The sequence below is a fragment of the Tsukamurella sp. DT100 genome (genome assembly GCF_049844855.1).
Taxonomy (GTDB): domain Bacteria; phylum Actinomycetota; class Actinomycetes; order Mycobacteriales; family Mycobacteriaceae; genus Tsukamurella.
On record NZ_JBNCLV010000020.1, the window covers coordinates 1 to 17,912 of the forward strand.

Genomic DNA, 17,912 nt, shown 5'->3' on the forward strand with positions numbered 1-17,912 from the left:
GTTCGAATCTTATCTCCAGCTGACAGGCTTGGTAAGGGGTTGACCAGCAGGGATGCTGTGGTGGACATGTCCGTCACGAGGTCGTAGTTTGGCGGTGGGACGGTGCCCAGCAGCGGGTGCACAACCACACACGGGGGCTTAGCTCAGTTGGTAGAGCATCGCCTTTGCAAGGCGAGGGTCAGGGGTTCGAATCCCCTAGCCTCCACAGATATGATGAGTTTCTGACTGCTGTCAGCTAGGAGCCCCCCCCCGGATCGCCGGCCCCGGGGGTTCTGAGCGTTGGGAGGTCCAGCAGATGACGAAATGCTTGACTGGCCATGAGGCTGGTCCGGCGAGTCCGTGATGGTGGCGGGTGCGCGGGGTGACTATTGTGGCGTCATGGCTCCGACGCAGCGTACGTATCGATGTGTGGAGGCCGACGTTCGCCGACGAAGCCGACGTGAGGCGTTCCTGGACGCCGCGCTCTGTGTCTTCACCGCGTTTTGTCGACGGTGCTCCGCGAACACCTCCAAGTCCTCCCCGCCGCTTCACAGGCCCTGATCTGCCAGAGCGCATAAAACCTAGTCAGAGCACTCGATATCGCACCGCTACTCAGTGGAGGAATCAGCCTCAAAACCGATCCTCCCATGCGCGCCATCCACGACGATGCCCGTGATACTCAGACGGCGAACACCGCCTCTACCGATCCCCTCGCAGCCGACACCACCACAACCAAGTTAGGGCGCCCTCGGGCCTGACTGTGTCGGATCGGTGACAATCGACAACGCCTTGCGGTGCCGGTGAACCACATACGACACCGACCACCGCGACGTCAGATCCTCGAGCTGCTGCTCCTCAAGCAACTTCACCCGCACCCACAGATGACTGCTAAGCCCCGGTATCCCGAGCGATCACATGCTCGGCATACGCGCACACCGAAGCCCGATCCCACCCTGACGGGACAACGACCGTCCGCCGAGAAGGCATCTGCAGATCATCCTCCCCATCCACATCCACGAACCTACGACCAAACGCGGCCACCCGCCTACAGTCGGGGCCAAATCACACCGCCCTGGTTGGAGCCAGACCAACTTGACATAGCCACCCGCTGGCGGGGTGTACTGCTGCGAGCGAGCAGTGATTCGAGATCTCCCGGTGTCCCGATCCACCCCGGGGACCACAACCGTTGCGCTGACCCGCAACGGTTGCTTGATCCAGTCGGGGGGAGCGCTCACCGGGCCGGTAAGAGCGCGAGGACAGGCGCTTGGCAACCACGCCCCTCGAGGCCGTGTTCGAGCATCACCTGGCCATCGGCCTCGTCGGCCGCGGTCCACGATGGGGGACTTGTACGACCGGATCCGCCAGTCGTCCGTCGCATCGCCCCGACGCACCGTCTATGGCGTCGACGGCGATGGCTCGCAGCGTGTCGACAGATCGCCACGACGGATCAGGACCCAGGTGAGCGGGAACCGGCGTCCTGCTCACGGTGGTGCTCCTGCGTGCGTTGTGTGAACGCGGCGGCCCTGCTTAGCGCCCTACTCGCGGACTTCCCGCGACTGGCCCGGTTAGCCTGACAAGGATGCTGCGGCCTTTCGCAGTGACGCCTCCAGAGTCGCTTCCGCCTCGGGTAGAGCTGCCGCGAGGGTTGTGACGGATCGGAGCCGCTCGGATGAGGCGTGATCCTTCTGTACTGCTGCGCGTGCGACTGCAGTCCAGGATGTCGCCGCATGGTGGGCGTTGGCTGCAAGGATGGCGGTTGCGTGATCGCCGGTGAGGCGTGCGATTTCATCGCAGCCCTGTGCCAGCAGTCGGCGGAAGAGGCCACCGCCGGTCCCCGCTTTCTCGATGAAGGCGCCGAGGCTGAATAAGTGCATCTCGAGGTCGTCGGTGGACAGGGCTCCCCAGCTGCAGACGTCGGATGCGAGAGCGCTGGCCGCGTCGAGGCCGTGTGACCCATGTTCTGCGGGCCCGGCGATCGTCGATGCGCCTGGGGTGCTCAGGCTCGCTGCGGATTGCGCGAATGCCTGTGCGGCCACCTCGATAATTGAAGGCGGCGTCTGTGGCCAATTGATACGAAACTGCGTGTGTCGGGTTGGCTCCGGGAAGGAGGTCGAGCGGCGCGCGCGTGCGAGTGCGTCCAGTGGGACGCGTTGAAGATCTTCGCGATCGTTGTCGGCGATGTACGCGATGCCTTGCGTCTCGTCGTAGCCGACTACCACGATGTCGTGGCGGCTCATGCGCAACTGGACCCGCAGATAGGGGAGTTCTGCGATCTCCGCCCAGACCAGTGCAGGGCGGCCCTGATCGATCTCGCCACGAAGGTTCTCCCAACCCTCGGCCGGGTCGTCGGTGGCAAGCACCTCGACGGTGCCGCCCAGACGGCGGGGGAGGTCCACCTCAAAATCAGGTCCTCGTCCGACCAAGTACACGGGTGGCATCAGCGCGCTTGATCGAATGTAGGTGAGGGAGAGGGCTCCGCCGAGGGCAAAGACGAGGCCCTCATCGGGTGGGCCGTCGAAACCGAGCCCGGTCCACTCCATGAGGTCTCGCATCGCACCGGACCCACAGTGGCCGCCCATTCGGTGCGGGTAGGGGTCGATCATCGAGGGGCCGGACACTGACACGAGTCTCCTGTGTTGAGGCGGTGCGGATCTTGTTCGTAGAGTCGATTGCCGGCCGACGACTGAGGCAGGTCGGGTTAGGCGTGGAATGCATCTAGTGGCGTCGCACGCTGCGTGAATATCAGAGGGCCATAGGCCTGTTTGAGAGCCGCCAGGATGTTGTCGAGAGGCAGGTCGTTGTACGTACCTCTTTCGCGGACGTACTCCATGTGTGTTGAGCCGTCCGCGGAGTGAGCGTGGAGCAACGCGTCGCTGTCGCCGGTGAAGTCGATCGGGGCAACTCCGAACCGTGCGCACAGTTCCGAGTTGAACGCGGGTGTTGCCTTGAGCCACCGTCCGTCGATGTAGACGTGGCTGTACCCGTGATAGACGAAGACGTCGGTTCCCATCAGCTCACGTAGGGTGCCCGTTTGGAGGTGGTTACGGACGTCGGCGAAGCCGAACCGCGCTGGGATCCCGGCGGCGCGAAATGCGGCGGTGAGCACGACGGCCTTGGGGACGCAGTATCCACGTCCGGATTCGATTACGTGGCTGGCCCGGTAATGCTCTGGGTCGTTGGAGACGGTGTACGGGTCGTAGCGGATGGCGTCGCGTACCGCGGTGAACAGGCGGCGAGCTTTGTCTTTGTCGGTGGTCGCGTTGCCGACGGCTTCGCGTGTGAAGGTCGCGACGGTGGCGTGCTCGATGTCGAGGAAGCGTGAACCCGTCAGCGCCGCCGGGCTGACCGCGTTTGTCGGTGATGTGGTCATGGGGTCGCTCCGATCAATGCGGACCTGACGATCGGCGCTCGTTGTGCAATGGCGCGCTTGGCGTTCACGAAGTCAGCGGGTCTGTTGACGCAGTCAGCTGCAATCAGTTCTCCGGCGGAGAAATAGTAGCAGGTGAAGTCGCGGCCATGGGCGGGGTCGCCGCTGACCAGCACCTCGTCGTATCCGGTGTTGAGCCCGGCGATCTGGAGTTTGAGGTCGTATTGGTCGGACCAGAACCACGGCAGTGCGGCACGACCGGTTGTGTTGTCGCAGATTGTGGCCGCCGCGATTTTGGCGTGCTCGGTTGTTGCGGACACGCACTCGAGACGAACACGTCTCCCGTACCGCTCGATTCGGTGGTTGGCGCAGTCGCCGGCTGCGACGATGTCAGGATCGCTGCTACGAGCGCGGTCGTCGACGAGGATGCCGTTTTCGACGTCGATGCCCGCAGCTGCTGCGAGCTCCGTGTTCGGAATGACGCCGACGCCGACGATGACCAGGTCAGCGGCCAGCGTTTCTCCACCGGCGAGGACAACGCTGGCGACTCGTTTGTCGCCGCGGAACCCCTCGACGATTGCGTCGATCCGTACGTCGACACCCTTCTCGCGGTGAATTCGATCGAAGAATTCCGACACGACGGGCGCCGTGACACGTTCGAGTACGCGTCCTGCCGCCTCCAGGACGGTCACTTCGACACCCAGGGTTCGAAGCGAGGCCGCTGTCTCCAGGCCGATGTACCCGCCGCCGACAATGACGACCCGCGAACCCGGGACCGCGGCGGCGCGGATGGCCTCGACGTCGGTGGCGGTGCGCAGATAGTGCACGCCCGGCAGATCGGCCCCAGGGACGGGCAGTGCGCGAGCTCGAGCGCCGGTGCACAGGGCCAACTTCGAGTAGGACACCGCGTCGTTGTTGCCGAGAGTGACGGTTCGTTCGGCACGGTCGATCGAGGTTACGGTTCCGTCGACGAGCTGGATCCGTTGCTTGTCGTAGAACTGGTGGCTTCGGATCGCGACATCGTCGAGATGGCAATCGCCGGCCAGGTATGCCTTGGACAGCGGCGGCCGCTGATACGGCAGGCGGCCCTCGTCGCCGATCAGCAGGATGTCTCCAGCCCACTTCTCCTTGCGCAAATTGGCCGCCAGCTGTGCGCCGGCGTGGCTTGCGCCGACGATCACGACCCGATCAGTGCTCACGTCTCCTGCTTGGGAGTCAGACGGACCATCATCTTGCTGATCCCACGAACGAAGTTGGACTGCACGTACTCCGGATCACCGACCACCGCGATGTCGTCGAAGCGCTCGAGGAGTTCTTCCCAGAGAATGCGCAACTGCAATTCGGCCAGGCGGTTTCCCATGCAACGGTGCACGCCGAAACCGAACGCGATGTGGTTGCGAGCGTTGGACCGATCGATGATGAGCTCGTCCGGGCGGTCGAACACTCGCTCGTCGCGGTTGCCGGAGGCGTACCACATGACGACTTTGTCGCCTTTGCGGATGAACTGACCGTTGAGCATCACGTCCTTCTTGGCGACCCGGCGCATGTACGCCAGGGGGGTTTGCCACCGGATGATCTCCGACACCGCGTTGGGGATCAGGTCCGGATTGGCTTTGAGTTTCTCGAACTGGTCGGGATACTCGTTGAGAGCCAGCACTCCGCCGCTCATCGAGTTGCGGGTGGTGTCGTTGCCGCCGACGATCAGCAGCACGAGGTTCCCGAGGAACTCCATGGGGCTGTCGTCGAGAAGGTCTTTGGTGTCCTCGTTGCTCTGCAGCATGGTGATGAGGTCGAAACCAGGCTCCTCGCCTGCCGCGGTCCGCGCGGCCTTGTCTCGCCATAGCGCACTCAAGCCCTGTGCCATCGCGACCATCTCGCGGAAAACTTTGTCGTTGTCTGATGGTCCGCCGTTGGCCTGCTCCATCGACGTGGCCAGATCCGACCACTGGACGAGTTTGTGGCGCTGCTCGTAGGGGTAGTCGAGCAATGTCGCGAGCATCCGCGCGGTCAGTTCGACCGACACGGTCTGGACCCAGTCGAACGGTTCGTCGAGCGGTAGCTCGTCGAGGACTTCCCGGACGCGCGACCGGATGAGGCCCTCCATCTCGCGCAGGTTCTTCGGTGCGACGACTCCCTGGACGGCGGCGCGCTGCTTGTCGTGCCGCGGCGGGTCCATGGCGATGAACATCGCGATGTCCATGAAGCGGGGCGGCCGACCGATGATGATGAACGGTTCGGCGGAGAACGCGTCGTGGTTCTTGTCGACAGCGATGATGTCGGCATGTCGAGTGACCGACCAGAACGGCCCGAAGGGACTGCGGGGCTGGAAGTGAACGGGCGCCTCATTGCGCACACGCTCGAAGTAGGACCGCCACCTGCCCTGTCGGTAGAGGAATGGGTTGCTCAGATCGATGTCGGTGAGTTCGACTTCCTCGACAGGCGGGATGGGGGTCTCGGTGAAGATCTTTTTGCCGTCGGTTCGGGTGACGATCCGGCGGGCCTTGTCATAGACGTGGGCGCCACGGATTTGTAGATCGATCGGGATCATGGACTGCGCTTTGTCGGCGAGGGCAGTTGAGATGCTCATAGATGTTGCTCTTTCGCTTTAGACGTTCACAACTGGAACTCGGGAAGGCGAACGGTCAGACCGTCCCACTCGTTGTTGGCGGTCATCTGGCAGGCCAGTCGCGAGTTGGCCTCACGTTCGGGGTGCATACTCAACATGCCTTCTTCGACGTCTGTGCTGTGTCCGACGGTGTCGATCCACGCGCTGTCGACGACGACGTGGCACGTTCCGCATGCCGCCTCACCGCCACAGTCGCCATCGATCCCCGGTATCGCCTCGTCGACTGCAATCTGCATCAGTGACCTGCCGGGCGTCACCGGCGCGGGGTAGTCCTCGCCGTCGTGGGTCACGTAAGTGATCGTGGCCATGGCCACCTCCTTGTTCGTGGGTCGTAGAGGTGAGTGTGCACGCGGCAGATGTGCTTGATCCAGGCTCGGACGTCGCGATGTCTTGTTAAATTGGCTCATGTGAGCCTTGTCGAGTTGGGGATACCGCCGCTAGCGTTCGCGCAGCTCCTCGACAGCGGTGCCCTGGGCGCGGCGGAGACGCGAGCGTTCGGACGCATCATGGCCCGCGAGGGCGTCGATCTCGCGGTCGTCATTGCGCGACAGGGCCAAGTGCCTGTCCGGTGGTTTCACGAGGTGTATCCGGCGATGGACGCCCAGCAGGGATTCCGGTTGGGCGTGGCGTTCGCCGAGCACGCCCAGCTGACCTCTTTCGGCCCCCTCAGTTTGCCGCTGGTCAGTGCGGGTTCCGTCCTCGAAGTTGTTCAACTGCTTCGGTTCTTGCCCCTGATATCGACCGCGCTGAGCACCGAGTTCCAGCACGGAGACTCTGGACTGACGATCGCTCTGGCCGGGCGCACAGATAGCCCCGGCACCGATTGTCTCGCCGTCACCTACGGTGGTCTGGCTGTCCTGCGGTTGGTGGACATGCTCGCCGGTGCCGTCCCCTCCGTGGAGCTTCATCTGACATGCCAGGCGCCGGCAGACCTGATCGTCGTGGGTGAGATCGGCCATCGGATCCTTTTCGACGCGCGCGCGGCGTTCGTGCATATACCGGCTGCCGTGCTCTACGACGTGTGCCGCTTCTCCGACCCCGTGGCCTACCGGATCGGTATCGCCGAGCTTCGACGCGTCTACGAACAGCGCAGGCCCAATTCCTACACGCAGCTGGTCCGCGCACAGTTCGATGCTGACCCTGCGCGCGCTGACGGCGCTCGTATCGCGGCGGAGCTGGCGACATCGGTGAGCACACTCAAGCGACGCCTGCACGCCGAGGGCACCACCCTGCGTCGCCTGCGGCAGCAGTTCGCCCAAGAACGAGCCACCGCGCGACTGCTGGATCCCGGCATCAGTGTCGGCGAGATAGCCGCAGAACTGGGGTACTCCGAGGTCGCCAGTTTCTCCCATGCATTTACACGGTGGGTCGGGTGCTCCCCGACTCAGTTCCGCCGCGCACCGTCGAATCAGCGGGCAGCGCCGGGCATCTGAGCAGGTCAGTCCGCGCGGAGGAAATTGACGAAAAAGCTGTCTACCGTGGAGGTGTCGGCGTAGCGCGCGAAGTGCGTGAGATCGACTTTCACGAACTCGCTAGTGGCGGAAAAGTAGGTCTCGCCCTCCACGGTCCCGCTCGCCCCGATGTGCAGGGTGTGATCGGCGTCCTCGTCGATCCACGCCGTGAGGCGTACTGGTACGTGGAGGGGTACCGGTCGGCGGTACTTGACCGTCAACGTGCGCGTGACGGCCGGGGTGCCGGCGATCCACAGCGTAAATCCCATGATGTCGTCGCACGCGGCCGAGATGGCCCCTCCATGCGCCAGACCTGGTCCACCGGAATGCTTTTCGGTGAAGGAGTGATCTGCAAAGACTCGGTCCTCGTCGCGGTAGACCTCGAGCTGCAGGCCGCTGGCATTTTCCGGCCCGCAGCCCATGCACGATGGGGAGTGCGCGGGCAGTCTGCTGGGTGCTGACATCACAGTCCTCGAATCGATGCTCGTGCCGGTAGCGGACCGCTACTGACGGTATCGTTGGCAGGATGCCACATACGTGGACCAACAGCGAGAAGAATGCGGGTAGCGGTGAGCATCGATGGCCTCGACGACGTCGATCCGCGGCGGGTTCGTTCCAGGAACCGTCTACTCGACGCCACGGCGGTGTTGCTGCGCAGAGGGGGAGTGGAGGCTGTCACCGTCGAGGCGGTCACCAGCTTGTCCAGGGTTGCCCGCACAACCCTCTACCGGCACTTTGGCAGTACCACCGACCTGGTCGCCGCTGCCTTCGAGCGTTTGCTGCCCCAGGCCGATCGCCACGAACTCTCGGGGTCGGTGCGCGAGGACTTGATCCGGTTGATGGATCGTCAGGCGGACGTCATCGAACAGGCGCCGCTGCAGGTCACCACGGTCGCGTGGTTGGCGATGGTGCCCGAACGGGCCGGCGAGCAGAGCAACGCCCTGGCCCCACTGCGTGCGCGGGTGGTCGATCACTACCGCGAACCGTTCGACCGATTGCTCACCAGTGCCAGTGCCGTCGACGAGCTCGACGATTTCGACCTGACCCTGGCCATCACCCAGCTCGTCGGACCGCTGATCTTCGCCAAAATCACCGGCATCCGGGCCGTCGACGCCGATGACCGCCGCCGCATCGTCGACGACTTCCTGACGGCGCATCGCCGCATGCCCTGACCGCTCGCACGGTCCACGCCGAGTCCGAAGACGAGCGACCGCGCCACCGCTTTTCGCTACATCATGTAGCGTACCGATCCAGGTAGTTCCGTTTCGGCAGGAGTGGTGTTGATGGTGGTGCACCGGCGATCGGCTGGCGCGCGGTCAGAACGCGCGGAATACAGCGCCACGCTTGCGCGGGTGGCTCGGTACGCGCTAGCGCACAAGGTTGTCGTCGTCGGCGCGTGGCTCGCGGTGGGTGTGGTGCTGGCGCTGGCGTTCCCGCAGCTCGAGACAGTCGTGCGCCAACAATCGGTCGATCCGATCCCTGCGGGAGTGCCGTCATTTCAGGCTTTCGACCGGATGGGTACGGCGTTCGGGGAGAAAGGCGCCAAGACAACGGTTTTCATCGCCATGGAGAACCGTGGCGGCCTCACCCCGACGGTGCGCGTACGCTACGACGAGCTTGTTCAGAAACTTCGTGGCGCCACCGCCGATGTCGCTTCCGTCCGTGACCTGGTGGGGGATCCGACGACGGCGTCGCAGGCGGTGAGCCGCGACGGGACGGCCTGGTACCTGCCGGTGGGGCTGACCGGAACGCTGGGCGGCCCCGCCGCGACTCGCGCCTTGGATTCCGTGCGCGACCTCGCCTATCATTCGTTCTCCGGCACCGGTACAACCGTACACGTCACCGGGCCCACCGCCACCTTCAGCGATCAGATCGTCACGGCCGAAAAGGACCTTGTGGTGATCACCATGGCCACGGTTCTGCTGATCGCGTTCATCCTGCTGGTGGTCTACCGGTCGCTGTTCACCGCGCTCGTACCCCTGCTGGTGATCGGGATCAGCCTCGGGGTGGGTCGCGGTGTGGTGTCAGCGTTGGGCGAGTTCGGAATGCCCGTTTCACAGTTCACCGTCGCGTTCATGACGGTGATCCTGCTCGGTGCCGGCGTCGACTACACGGTCTTCTTCATCAGCCGCTACCACGAGCGATTACGGTCGGGCGCCGAGCACGCACCTGCGCTCATCGACGCCACCGCTACGATCGGGCGCGTCATCCTCGCCTCCGCCGCAACCGTCGCCCTGGCGTTCCTGGCGATGGTGTTCGGAAAACTGAGCGTCTTCTCCACTCTCGGGCCGGCATGTGCGATCGCGATCGTCATCGGGTTCCTCGCCACGGTCACCCTGCTACCGCCGGTCCTGCACGCCGCCTCCCACCTCGGGTGGGGTGCACCCCGCGCGGACCTGACGCGGCGCTACTGGAACCGCATCGCGGTACTCGTCGTACGGCGCCCCGCCTCGCTACTGGCTATGACACTCGTCGCTCTGCTCGCCCTCGGCGCAGTGGCGTTGGGCATCACCATCACCTACGACGACCGCAGCGGACAACCCGCCACCACTGACAGTAACGAGGGTTACGCACTGCTCGACCGGCACTTCCCGACCAACACTACCGTCCCGGAATTCCTCGTGATCCAATCCCCGAACGACATGCGTACCGCGAAAGGGCTGGCTGACCTCGACGACCTGGCATCACGCGTCGCGCAAGTCCCGGGAGTGACCCGGGTTGTCGGCGTGACCCGACCCACCGGCAGCCGCCTCGAACAAGCCCAGCTGTCGTGGCAGAACGGACAGATCGGTGACCGACTCGCCGCGGCAGTCAGTGACGGCCGATCACGCACTGGCGACCTGTTCCAACTTCGAGATGGCGCCGACCAACTCGCGACCGGCCTTGCCACGCTCGACAGCCAGATCCGCGCCAACCTGACACCGCTGTTGCGAATTCTCGACCAGGCCACGACCGCGGGACAACAGATCCAGCAATACCGACCACTGCTCGGTCAACTCCGCACAACCGCACCCGCACTCGACCAACTCATTGGGCAGGCACCGCAATTGGCCACCGCGGCAAGGCAGGCATCCGACGCCTTGAGTCTCGTGACCGCCGTGCGGCCCTTGCTCGACAACGCTCCCTGGTGCGCCCCGATCCCTCAGTGCGCCGCCGTCCAACAGCAACTCCGGACCCTGGGCACACTGCGGGATTCCAACTTCCTCCTCCAAATCGGCGCTCTCTCCGGGCAACTGGGCAACCTCGGCACACCCATCACCACCATCACCGCGCAACTCACCGCCGCAGTGGACACATTGGACACAACGCTGGGTGCTGTCACCGCGCGCGACCTCCCCGCACAACTCGCCCAGCTTCAGAACGGGGTGAGTCAACTCGCTGCTGGCTCCCGCGCGATTGCCGGGGGAGTCGCCGCACTCGTCGACAGCAACCTGCAACAGTTCGCCGGGATGGCCACCCTTGCCGCGCAACTACAGACCACCGCCCGCGAAACCCGCGGCTCGGACGCCGCCACGGGTTTCTACCTACCGCCTGACGCGTTCGTCAACCAAAAGTTTTCCGACGTTGCTGCACAATTCGTCTCTCCAGACGGGCGGACAGTGCGCTATGCCATCCAAACCGACGCCGATCCCTACAGCAGCCAGGCGATTGAACTCACCAACGCCATCACCACCGCAGCCCAGACAGCGAGACCCAACACCGCCCTGCAGAACGCATCGGTGTCGCTAGCGGGATTCCCCGCCATCAACGCCGACCTGCAACGCCTGCTCAGCCACGATTTCCGGCTACTCGCCCTGGCCACCCTCATCATCGTCGGCATCATCCTGATCGCACTACTCCGAGCGCTCATTGCACCGCTTTACCTGCTGGGAACCGTTATCCTGAACTACGCTGCAGCCCTCGGCGTGGGGGTGGTGATCTTCCAATGCATCCTTCGCACCGAGATTGCCTGGCCTGTACCGCTTCTCGCGTTCATCGTGCTCGTCGCCGTCGGCGCCGACTACAACATGCTGTTGATCTCCAGGCTGCGTGAGGAATCCCACCGCAGCATTCGCATCGGAGTCCTACGAACCGTCACCAACACCGGCTCCGTCATCACCTCCGCCGGCCTCATCTTCGCGGCAAGCATGTTCGGACTGATGGTCGGCTCGATCGCCATCATGACCCAGGTCGGCCTCATCATCGGTGTCGGACTACTCCTCGACACCTTCGTCGTCCGAACGATCGTCGTACCCGCAATCGCCACCCTGGCCGGACCAGCGAGCTGGTGGCCAGGCAAACACGGGTGACCCGAATCCACTGCGCCCGCATGACGACGAAACATAACGGTCGGCACGCGGCCCGTCGGCCCCACACCCAGCTCGCTATCTGATAACGCACACCGTAAGATCGACAGATTAAATAACTGGATGACGGTCGCAGGACTTGGTCGTAAGACCGCGGGCGTGTGCTTCGCGCCAGGCGGCGGCGAGGTTGTCGGCGCGGCTGTGCCAGGTCATCTCGCCGAGGTACTCGGCGTGCTTCCTCGTCGCATCGGTCCACCGCAGCTCCGCGTACAGGCGCCGGTACTGGCACCGGAGGACCACCCGCCCCAGCGCGTTCGGTGCGGTGCGGATGGCACGGTTGTGGCGGCCGCCTGCGGCGTCGTCCTGCTCTTTGGCCTGCACTGCCTTGTTCGACCCGTGCGGGACGCGCCAGTGGTGGTCTTTGACCGCGTCCTTGCTGTTCCAGCCCCACCGTGACATCCCTGGCGTCCCCCGCGCTGTTAGACGACGGTCAGGTGACGGCTGCCGGCGGTGGCACCCTCGGGTGCGCCGAACAGGCTGGTGCGGTTCTCGGCGGTGAGCAGTGTCAGGGCGTCGAGCTCGGTGGTGCTGTATCCGTCGGTGGCGAGCTGGGCGAGAACATCGCGGGCGAGCTCGGGTGTCTCGGTCGGGACACCGGGCCGGGTGCCGTACATCCGGCCGGTTTCGTTGAGTAGTCGGAACATCGCCCGGTACTGCCGGTCGGAGAGCACGCCGCGCTCGCGTGCTCGGACAACGAGCGAGGACTCGCTCACGCCCCAGTCCAGGCGCAGCTCGTCGAGCTCGTGCACGGTCCGGGTCGAGACCCGGTCCAGCGCCGGGCCGATGTCGTCGACCGGGGCGAGGAACTCGGCGGCGAAGACATTTGCCCGTCGCTCGGTTTCGGTGGGGCTGACCAGGGTCATCGCATCCATCACCAGGTGCCCGAGTTCGTGCGCGAGGGTCATGCGCATCCGGTCCGGCGGTAGTGCGGCGTTGACGTACACCAGGTGCGGGTGATGCGCGGTGGCGCGTAGGGTGACCGCGTCGATCTCGCGGTCGTGGAAGTCCTCGACGACGACGAAGACCCCGGCCGCTTCCAGCAGTTCGGTCATCGACCGGATGGGGCCGGCGATGCGCCAGAGCCGGCGCAGGACTTGCGCGACCGTGATTTCGCCGAGATCGGCGGCGTAGTCCCCGGGGTCGAGATCGGGCAGCGCCAGTTCCGGATCGAGATCGGTGTGGGCGACGACCCGGCCTAGCCGCATCGCGACCAGGTTGGCGCGCGCCCAGACGCGGTCACGTTTCCACTCCGCTGTGGTGGCGTTGGCGCGGAAGTGCGTGCCCTGCGCAGGTGAGCGCTCGAACGCGACGCACAGCGCCTCGACCGGGCATTGCAACGCCCGGGCGTAATCGTCGAGCGCCTTACCTGCCAGCGGCAGAGCGCCAGCCTCGACCCGGGTGACGTGCGATCCGGAGATCCCGGCCTCCTCAGCGAGCCGCTTCTTCGACCAGCCGTGCGCCAGTCGTGTCAGCGCAACCATCACCGGGTTCGCCTCGGCCTGCGAGAAGAGTGCCGTCACCCAGATCGCCTCCATATCCTCGATCGATCCCTGCGTTCCACGCTATCGCGGTAACAGCCGAAATCTGCGCAGAAACACCGTGTGAACTGCGACTTTCTGCCCGACGCGGTTATCTCCATCCGAAACGCAAGTGACTGATGTGACGTCCGTCTCGCTCGCGAGAGCGAGGCGAGACGGTTTGGCCAATTCTGCAGGTCACGGCGTGTTGTCTTGCTGAGAACTGTACCACGTTAGGCAAGATTCCATGCAAGTAATTACATCGATGGGAGACAGATCGTGACGGCACTCATGGACGACGACATCAACCCGCTCGACGCGGGAGCGGTTTCTCGGAAGGAGGCGCAGCGGATCCTGCGCCCGGTGACGATCGGCGTCGGCGCGCTGCTGCTGGCCGCGGTCGATCACTGGAACACGCTGACCGCGGGGCAGCCGGCGCACTTGCGGACGGTGCTGCAGCCGCTGCTGCGGGGTAGTCACGTTGCGGCGTTTGTCTCCGCCGGCACCAACGTGTGGCTGAGCACCCAGGGGATGCACCCGCCCGGGCACCTGGTCAAGCGGCCGTATCAGTGGTCCGAGGTGAGTAGTCACGGCCGTACTTACCTGGCGATCCATCACAAGGAGATGGAGGGCACCAACACTCGGCGCAAGGCCTTCATCAAGCAGGACTCGCAGACTCTGCAGCTGGTGGGCGATCCCACGCACTGCGAGCTGACCTGGGACTACGACGCGGCGACCGATTCGCACGTGCGGCGGATCTGGGTCAGCGCCCCCGGGGTGCAGTGGGAACGGTTCGAGATCCCGATGGACCAGGTGCAGCAGAGGTACGCCGCGTGGCGCAAGCGGGACGTGCGCTGGCTGCCCGGGCGGCTGCCCGCTGCGTCGATCGCCGACGCCGCGATCGCCGATGACGTGGTCATCGATGTGCGTGACGAACAGCAGCGTCGGCGCACTGACATCACGACCCGCCGGCCGCGCCGCGCCGACGGCCTCGAGGACCAGCGATGAGGGCCGCCCCGGTCACGGTCCACGGGGTCCGGTCGTGGACCGTCGTCGACCAACAGGGTTTGCCGGTGCTCGAGATCGAGCAGTTCCTGCATTGGCAGCGGGCGATCGGACGTTCTCAGAACACCGTCCGCTCGTACGCGCGGCACCTGAGTCAGTTCTATCGTTGGCTGGCTGCGCGGGGAATCGTTTGGGATGAGCTGGATTTCCGGCAGCTTTGTGACTTCGTCGCCGTTCTCACCGCTGGACTGCCGCCGCTGCCGTCGCGGTGCGGGGGCCGTGCACCCGGCACGGTGAAAGCGGTCAGCGCCGCGGTGCGGGAGTTTTACGAGTTCCACCGCGTCGAGGGCCGGGGACCGCAGGATCTGGTACTGACCCGCAACCCGTCGAAGCTGCCGCGGCGCGCGCACAGCTTCCTTGCGCACCTCGAACACCGCCGTCCGCGCGAAGTCTCCCGCCTGGCCCGGCCCGACCGGCAGTCGGCAGAGACCGTGCAGGTCATCGACTTCGAGACCGACTTCGCCAAGCTGCTCGCCGCGGCGTCGACCACCCGTGACCGACTGCTGCTGTCGGCGCAGTACGACCTGGGCCTGCGGGTAGGCCAAGCGCTCGGCCTGCGCCACGGCGACTTGAACCCGATGCGCAGGCAGGTGATGATCCGCCGGCGTGACGACAACGCCAACGGGGCGCTATCAAAGCAGAAGACCCAATTCATCGTCGAGGCTCCGCGGCGGTTCTTCGACCTGTATGCCGCGTACCTGCTCGGTGAGATCGCCCACGTCGACAGCGATTACGTGTTCGTCAACCTCTCACGCCCACCCGTCGGTGGTCCGATGACCTACTCCAACGCCTACCAGCTCATCGAACGGATCGGCGCCGCCGCCGGGATCGACGACCTCAACCCGCACATGCTCCGCCACACCCACGCCACCGCCCTGGCCAAAGCCGGATGGACCGCGGCCGAGATCGCTGCCCGCCTCGGCCAATCCCATTCGGCCAGCGCCGACGTCTACATTCACCTCGCCAGCGACGACCTCGCCGAAAAGCTCCGCACCACCGAGCATCTGGTCTGGCGAGAACCGCAGCAGTACCGACTGAAGGGAGACGGCGATGGCGCGCGGTAACGGCGAGCGCGCCCGGTCCGGGCCCCGCGGCGTCCCCGCTCTGCAGGTGCCGGACGGGCCTTGGTGCGCATCGACGTGGCCGGTCGTCGACATCGCCGGCGACCGCCGCCGCGCCGCCACCGACCCGTGCGCCGTCTCCGACTGCGACGGCGAGCGGTACTGGCTCGGCGGCCCCGGTGGACGCGCAGCCGCCACCTCGGGGCTGTGCTATGCCCACTACTTCCAGTGGTTCCGCGCTGGACAGCCCGCCGACTTTGACGCCTGGGCCACCACCAGCGCTCTGCCCGTCGGCGTGCCCCGTGGACGGCCCGCCACCACGCAGGTCGTCGACTTCCGCCGCATCCCAGCGGCGGCCGCCGACGAAGTCCGGTTCGTCGCCGCAACCAAGATCGGCCGCGGCGACTGGACCCCCAACGCCGGCCTGCGCCGCGCCCTGATCGTCCTCATCGAGGTCGCGCACGGGCGTATCACCAGCTCCCTGACCGAACGCCCCGTCGACGACTGGCTGCTGCTGTGCAGGCAGCACTGGCCTTACACCAACTTCGACTCCCTCTGCGCTCCCTACATCCGGAGGTTCTTCCGACTCCTTCACGGGGCCACCGACCCCGACCCATGGGCCGCGGATCACTGGCGGTGGCGCGACGGATTCGAGTTCGTCCTCGACGCCACCCAAGCCGGGGCGACACGAACCGCTGTCGACTGGGCCACCATCCCGGTGCCCTGGCTCAAAGAGGCCGTCAAAAGCCTGGCCCGCCAACAGTTGTCTACCTCCCGCATGTCCTGGGGAACGCTCACCCAGTGGCTGCGCGCCACCCGCCAGCTCGCCCAGTTCCTCACGCTCGACGGAACCGTTCCCGAACCGTCTGCGGTCACTCGGACGGCGTTCCTGGACTACCTCGAATGGACGCGCCGCCCCGACACCAAGGCAAGCCCCCAGCTCGCGAACACCGCGGCCTACCTGCTCGAAACACTGCGCGACTGCGGACTCGTCGACGACCTGGGATCAGCGATCTTCCTGCGCCGCGGCGAGAACGTCCACCGCAAGACCCGCCGACCGAGGCCCTTTCCACCCGATGTCATCGAACGCATCGACACCCTGATCGTCGACAACCCGGCCACCGACCCCACCCTCCGGGCGATGATCGCCACCACACGATGGGCGGGGTGCCGCATATCCGAACTCGTCGCCCTCCCGATCGACTGCCTCCAACACAGTGAGCAGGGCCACTGGATCGAATACTGGATGACCAAAACCAGCGCCTGGCGGCGGCTTCCAGTCCCCGAAAGCCTCGCCGAGATCATCCGCGACCAGCAGACCCGCGTCCGCGACACCTACGGCCCCGACGCCGAGCACCTCTTCCCTGGCGCCCGGTCCAGCGCCATCGCCGGCCGCACCCAGCCCTGGTCCACCAGCGGGCTACGACACCGCCTCGCCGCACTGTTCCGCGAGCACGGCATCACCACGTCCGTCGCCACCGGCGAGAAGATCTCCGGAGGCGACGTCCACCGCTTCCGCCACACCATCGGAATGCACCTGCTCAACAACGGATGGACCCAACCGGAAGTGCGCGACTTCCTCGGCCACCACAGCGACACCATGACCGCGACCTACGCTCGCATTACCGACGACACCCTCGCCCGCAAAGCCCGCGAATTCTGGGACACCAACCCCGACAAGGGCGTCGACGCCACCGTCGAGCGCCTGCGCGCCCGCTTCACCACCGCACTGCCCAACGGGTTCTGCACGCTCCCCGCGACGCAGCGCTGCGAGTTCCGCCCGAACCCCTGCATCGACTGCTCCTTCCACGACCCCGGCGGCCGCACCTTCCTCGGCGCACACATCACCCACCGCGACCAGCTCAGACAGCTCGCCGCCCAAGCACAAGACAACGGCGACCGCCAGGCAGCGGACCTGAACAAGACCATGCTCGACAAGGTCACCAGGCTCATCGACGAAATCGACTCAGACACGCAGGAATCCAGGTGAGCAATGGCGACCGCGATCACCGCACTGCACGCCTCACCGCGGCCGCCGCCGCCCGCACAACCAGCGCGACCGCCCGCGCACGTCGAGCCATCACCCGGCTGCACAACACCGGACAACCCGTCACCTTCGTCGCTGTCGCCAGAGCCGCCGACGTCTCAACCAGCTTCCTCTACAAGCAAACCCAGCTCCGGCAGGATATCGACGCGAAGCGCGGCACCGCCACCGCCGGAATAGAACGCTCCAGGGCAGCCAGTGCCGAATCCCTCCGCACCAAGCTCGCAACCGCGATCGACCGCAACCGCGAACTGACCGAACAGCTCGAGCAACTACACACCGAGAACGAGGCGCTCCGAAGCCGACTCCTCGAACTGGGAACCCGGCCGCCGGCCAAACAAGAAGCCCGTCGAGGAGAACATGCAGATAATCCGTCCGCCACAGGGCCACAACAGCCACGATGAGACCCGTCAGCCACGTCGTGGACAGTCAGGAGGCTCCTAGAGATATCGAATC

15 protein-coding genes and 1 tRNA gene are annotated in these 17,912 nt (G+C 65.5%); 8 read left to right on the top strand and 8 right to left on the bottom strand.

Annotation, left to right across the window (positions count from 1 at the left end; genetic code table 11):
- The first annotated feature begins 132 nt into the window (after positions 1-132).
- A tRNA-Ala gene (locus ACLQ3K_RS26075) sits at positions 133-205 on the top strand.
- Between the two features lie 1,339 nt (positions 206-1,544).
- On the opposite strand, the gene ACLQ3K_RS26080 is transcribed toward ACLQ3K_RS26075, so the two are convergent.
- The 5 genes from ACLQ3K_RS26080 to ACLQ3K_RS26100 all read right to left on the bottom strand — a co-directional run bounded on the left by ACLQ3K_RS26080 (position 1,545) and on the right by ACLQ3K_RS26100 (position 6,280).
- Entirely contained in the window at positions 1,545-2,558 is a 1,014-nt protein-coding gene (locus tag ACLQ3K_RS26080; protein WP_170842932.1) for a BtrH N-terminal domain-containing protein, read from the bottom strand.
- Between the two features lie 119 nt (positions 2,559-2,677).
- Positions 2,678-3,349 carry a transglutaminase-like domain-containing protein gene (locus ACLQ3K_RS26085; RefSeq protein ID WP_068526269.1) on the bottom strand — a complete coding sequence of 224 codons (672 nt, stop codon included), beginning with the start codon at positions 3,347-3,349 and terminating at the stop codon, positions 2,678-2,680.
- Positions 3,346-4,545: an NAD(P)/FAD-dependent oxidoreductase gene (locus tag ACLQ3K_RS26090; RefSeq protein WP_068526270.1), complete on the bottom strand. Its 1,200-nt coding sequence runs from the start codon at positions 4,543-4,545 to the stop codon at positions 3,346-3,348. Before ACLQ3K_RS26090 ends, ACLQ3K_RS26085 begins: the two co-directional genes overlap by 4 nt.
- The gene (locus tag ACLQ3K_RS26095) at positions 4,542-5,933 is read right to left on the bottom strand and encodes a cytochrome P450 (protein WP_068526271.1); all 1,392 of its coding nucleotides are present in this window, start codon (positions 5,931-5,933) and stop codon (positions 4,542-4,544) included. The genes ACLQ3K_RS26090 and ACLQ3K_RS26095 overlap by 4 nt, the downstream gene beginning before the upstream one ends.
- 26 nt (positions 5,934-5,959) lie before the next feature.
- Positions 5,960-6,280: a 2Fe-2S iron-sulfur cluster-binding protein gene (locus tag ACLQ3K_RS26100; RefSeq protein WP_068526316.1), complete on the bottom strand. Its 321-nt coding sequence runs from the start codon at positions 6,278-6,280 to the stop codon at positions 5,960-5,962.
- 99 nt (positions 6,281-6,379) lie between these two features.
- Between ACLQ3K_RS26100 and ACLQ3K_RS26105 the strand changes: the two genes are divergently transcribed.
- Positions 6,380-7,405, top strand: a complete 1,026-nt coding sequence (locus ACLQ3K_RS26105; protein WP_068526272.1) for an AraC family transcriptional regulator — start codon at positions 6,380-6,382, stop codon at positions 7,403-7,405.
- Between the two features lie 5 nt (positions 7,406-7,410).
- Here ACLQ3K_RS26105 and ACLQ3K_RS26110 read toward each other — a convergent pair whose 3' ends face one another.
- On the bottom strand, positions 7,411-7,887 hold the full coding sequence (locus ACLQ3K_RS26110) for a PaaI family thioesterase (protein ID WP_068526273.1): 477 nt from the start codon (positions 7,885-7,887) through the stop codon (positions 7,411-7,413).
- A 93-nt stretch (positions 7,888-7,980) separates the two neighbouring features.
- Here ACLQ3K_RS26110 and ACLQ3K_RS26115 point away from each other — a divergent pair, with 93 nt between their 5' ends.
- Positions 7,981-8,595 carry a TetR/AcrR family transcriptional regulator gene (locus ACLQ3K_RS26115; RefSeq protein WP_068526274.1) on the top strand — a complete coding sequence of 205 codons (615 nt, stop codon included), beginning with the start codon at positions 7,981-7,983 and terminating at the stop codon, positions 8,593-8,595.
- A gap of 111 nt (positions 8,596-8,706) precedes the next feature.
- The gene (locus tag ACLQ3K_RS26120; protein WP_068526317.1) at positions 8,707-11,712 is read left to right on the top strand and encodes an RND family transporter; all 3,006 of its coding nucleotides are present in this window, start codon (positions 8,707-8,709) and stop codon (positions 11,710-11,712) included.
- 108 nt (positions 11,713-11,820) lie between these two features.
- On the opposite strand, the gene ACLQ3K_RS26125 is transcribed toward ACLQ3K_RS26120, so the two are convergent.
- Positions 11,821-12,168 carry a hypothetical protein gene (locus ACLQ3K_RS26125; protein ID WP_068526275.1) on the bottom strand — a complete coding sequence of 116 codons (348 nt, stop codon included), beginning with the start codon at positions 12,166-12,168 and terminating at the stop codon, positions 11,821-11,823.
- A 20-nt stretch (positions 12,169-12,188) separates the two neighbouring features.
- Positions 12,189-13,289 (bottom strand): ImmA/IrrE family metallo-endopeptidase, encoded by a 1,101-nt coding sequence (locus ACLQ3K_RS26130; protein WP_225536079.1) that lies wholly within the window; start codon positions 13,287-13,289, stop codon positions 12,189-12,191.
- A 276-nt stretch (positions 13,290-13,565) separates the two neighbouring features.
- On the opposite strand from ACLQ3K_RS26130, the gene ACLQ3K_RS26135 reads away from it, so the two are divergent.
- From ACLQ3K_RS26135 to ACLQ3K_RS26150, 4 genes are all read left to right on the top strand, one after another.
- Positions 13,566-14,294, top strand: coding sequence for a hypothetical protein (locus ACLQ3K_RS26135; RefSeq protein WP_225536078.1), 729 nt, complete (start codon positions 13,566-13,568; stop codon positions 14,292-14,294).
- A gap of 65 nt (positions 14,295-14,359) precedes the next feature.
- A complete protein-coding gene (locus ACLQ3K_RS26140; RefSeq protein WP_225536077.1) occupies positions 14,360-15,415 on the top strand; it encodes a tyrosine-type recombinase/integrase in 1,056 nt (351 codons plus the stop codon).
- Positions 15,402-17,402, top strand: coding sequence for a tyrosine-type recombinase/integrase (locus ACLQ3K_RS26145; RefSeq protein ID WP_223120764.1), 2,001 nt, complete (start codon positions 15,402-15,404; stop codon positions 17,400-17,402). The genes ACLQ3K_RS26140 and ACLQ3K_RS26145 overlap by 14 nt, the downstream gene beginning before the upstream one ends.
- Positions 17,399-17,860, top strand: a complete 462-nt coding sequence (locus ACLQ3K_RS26150; RefSeq protein ID WP_220270942.1) for a DUF6262 family protein — start codon at positions 17,399-17,401, stop codon at positions 17,858-17,860. Before ACLQ3K_RS26145 ends, ACLQ3K_RS26150 begins: the two co-directional genes overlap by 4 nt.
- Positions 17,861-17,912: the final 52 nt, after the last annotated feature.

Bases quoted from the DNA above. Each gene is read 5' to 3' on its own strand.
- ACLQ3K_RS26100 (WP_068526316.1), bottom strand. From the start codon at position 6,280: ATGGCCACGATCACTTACGTGACCCACGACGGCGAGGACTACCCCGCG.
- ACLQ3K_RS26085 (WP_068526269.1), bottom strand. From the start codon at position 3,349: ATGACCACATCACCGACAAACGCGGTCAGCCCGGCGGCGCTGACGGGT.
- ACLQ3K_RS26120 (WP_068526317.1), top strand. From the start codon at position 8,707: ATGGTGGTGCACCGGCGATCGGCTGGCGCGCGGTCAGAACGCGCGGAA.
- ACLQ3K_RS26125 (WP_068526275.1), bottom strand. From the start codon at position 12,168: ATGTCACGGTGGGGCTGGAACAGCAAGGACGCGGTCAAAGACCACCAC.
- ACLQ3K_RS26145 (WP_223120764.1), top strand. From the start codon at position 15,402: ATGGCGCGCGGTAACGGCGAGCGCGCCCGGTCCGGGCCCCGCGGCGTC.
- ACLQ3K_RS26080 (WP_170842932.1), bottom strand. From the start codon at position 2,558: ATGGGCGGCCACTGTGGGTCCGGTGCGATGCGAGACCTCATGGAGTGG.
- ACLQ3K_RS26115 (WP_068526274.1), top strand. From the start codon at position 7,981: ATGCGGGTAGCGGTGAGCATCGATGGCCTCGACGACGTCGATCCGCGG.
- ACLQ3K_RS26110 (WP_068526273.1), bottom strand. From the start codon at position 7,887: ATGTCAGCACCCAGCAGACTGCCCGCGCACTCCCCATCGTGCATGGGC.
- ACLQ3K_RS26095 (WP_068526271.1), bottom strand. From the start codon at position 5,933: ATGAGCATCTCAACTGCCCTCGCCGACAAAGCGCAGTCCATGATCCCG.